This window comes from Dietzia sp. DQ11-38-2 (assembly GCF_014145055.1).
In the GTDB taxonomy this organism is placed as follows: domain Bacteria; phylum Actinomycetota; class Actinomycetes; order Mycobacteriales; family Mycobacteriaceae; genus Dietzia.
The window spans coordinates 1-2495 of record NZ_JAALDW010000397.1 but is presented as its reverse complement, the minus strand read 5'-3'; the positions used below and the strand labels follow the sequence as shown (position 1 = coordinate 2495).

Annotated in this window: 2 protein-coding genes; both read right to left on the bottom strand. The window is 72.8% G+C overall.

The genetic code is table 11. The annotated features are described in order from the left end of the window. The coding region (locus tag G6026_RS17910; protein WP_182613435.1) for a methyltransferase domain-containing protein at nt 1-532 on the bottom strand (532 nt) is incomplete at its 3' end. 8 nt (nt 533-540) lie between these two features. After that, the coding region (locus G6026_RS13140) for a thioesterase domain-containing protein (protein WP_194307625.1) at nt 541-2495 on the bottom strand (1955 nt) is incomplete at its 5' end.

The following is a 2495-nucleotide window of genomic DNA, read 5'->3' as shown; positions in this document are numbered from 1 at the left end:
GGCGGGCGTCGCGCAGATCTCCGAGGAACAGCACCCCACCGGGAGCCAGCAGGTCGAGCAGGCCGGTGAGCACCACTTCGAGGTAGTCCATGTCGGGGAAGTAGTGGACGACACTGTTGAGGAGGATGAGGTCCGGCCGGTCCCCGGGTAGCACCTGCGGGCTCAGCTCGTGCGCAGCCCGCCGATCGAAGGTGAGACCGGAGGGCCGCCCCGGATCGTCGAGGAGGTCGCGGACGCCGGCGAGGGTGAGGTCCACGGCGTGATACGACCTCACCTCCGATGCCAGGGCCCGGGCGATCATCCCGGTGCCTGTTCCCACGTCGAGTACGCGCACCGGACGCAGGCCCCGCAGCCGGTCGACCGTGGCGTCCCGCCACTCCCACATGATCTCGGCGGGCAGAGGTCGACCGGACAGCGCGTCGACCCACCCCTCGAGACCGTCGGCCGCGGTGCCGCGGGCGTGACCGTCGGTGTAGACCTCCTCGTACACCGCCGACCACGCGTCCACCCGGTCGACCTGGGCGCTCGTCACCGTCCCGCTCACCGCTCGGCCCCGGCCGCGTCGGCGAGGAACTCCCGGATCGCCGACCCGATCCGCGCCACGGCGGGGCTCCTGAGCACCGAGTAGTGATGGGCGTCCACGCCGAGGATCGTGGCGCCGGATCCGAGGGCGGCCCCCCACCCCAGATCCTCCGACCCCGCCGCGTCGTCCACGCCCATACCGACGCCGGAGTTCACCGGTGAGGTCTCGTCGGCGCGCAGCAGCAGGACGGGCACCCCGGTGCCCTCGAGTGACCGGGCCTGATGCTCCGCGAGCCCTGCCAGGTGGGAGGTGAACACCTCCAGCCGCCGGCGGGCATCCGTCGCGGCCAGTCCATTGGCCCGCAACTGCTCGGCGAGCACGTCCCCTCGGGCGCCGGGATCCGCGGCCGCGGCCATACCTCGCCGGATCGACGTCTCGGCGGACCCGACCGACGACTCCGTCGGGGAACCGTCTCCGGCGAAAGCCTGGACGGATCGCAGGTAGCGCAGGGCCACCTCGGCGTCGACCTCACCCGGAGCGAGGCCTGCGATCCGCCGGATACGGTCCGGGGTCGTCGAGTCGATCATGATCACCCCTCCCACGCGGACGCCCCGGCCCTGCAGCTCCACGGCCACGTCGTGCGCGACGGTGCCCCCCATCGACCAGCCGCCGATCACCAACGGATGGTCCTCGCCGCGGTGGGCCAGCTCGAGCAGGTCGGCGTAGGCGCACACGACGAGCGAGAGATCGTCCGGCATCGGGGTGTCGAAGTACCGGGGGTCGGGAAGCGCCAGCACGCGGTGGTCCGGGAGTTCGGCGACCAGGTCGGAGTAGCACAGGATGTCGCCGCCCGACGGGTGGAGCAGGTAGACGGGCCCACCTCCGGACCCGGACATCGGCACGAGGTGGGTCTCCGGATCGAGCGTGCTGACCCGGGTCGGCGCAGCGTGGTGGGCCGGCGTCTCCGGCCCGCGGGTGAGCTCCGCCGAATCGGCCTCGCGACGCTCGTCCACCAGGGCCGCGAGGCGCTCGACGGTGGGCTCGACCACGGCCTCCGCCGGGGCCACCACCAGCCCGGTGCGGCGGCGCAGATCCACGAGGACCCGCACCAGTCCGAGCGAGTCCCCGCCCGCGGAGAAGAAGTCGGTCGAGTCCCCGGGGGTGCTCCCCAGCTGAGACGTCACCGCCTCGCGGACATGGGCGAGGGTGGCCTCCCCGGCGGGCCGCAGGGGCCTCGGCCCGGTGCTGTCCGTGATGCCACTCGGCGAGGAGCCGTCCTGATCTTCCCGTTCCGGCCGCGGCCACTCGGTGGGTTCGAGGGCCCGGCCCGCCAGCACGTCGTCGATGAAGGCCCGCACCCGGTCGATCAGTCGCCGGTGGTCGTCGGGATCGATGACCCCCTCGGGGCAGTCGACGTTGCACACGATCTGGTCGTGTTCCGACGCCACCTGCAGGTCCACGAGGACCTGGGGAGTGCGCACCCGCTCCCACACGTCGGTCGGGTCGATGCGCCTGGTCACCGAGTGCGCCGTGGGGTCGCTGAAGCCCAGTGTCGAGGTGAACACGACCGGAGAGACCAGTCCGCGGGTGCCCCGGTGCCGCGACAACTCCCGCGCGACGTCGACTCCGTCGATCGCCGAGTCGTCGAGCGAGCGACCGACCGCGTCCCCGAAGCCGCCGGCGTGGACCGCGGGGTCGGACGACTCGGGGACCGCGACGTCCACCAGCACCGTCGAGGAGAACGCGCCCAGGACCCGGTCGATGTCGCCGGAGATCGGCGGGCGGTTGAAGTACAGGACGGTGAGCAGGAATCGCTTCTGGTCGCACCATTCGCCGAGCGCGCGGGAGTACGCCGCTCCGAACACCGCCGCGGGGGTGACCCGGGCGCTGCGGCACCGCTCGGTGAACGCCGCGGCGGTGTCGGCGTCGAGCCGAAAGGCTCGGCGTTCCATCCGCCGCACCCGATCCGGCA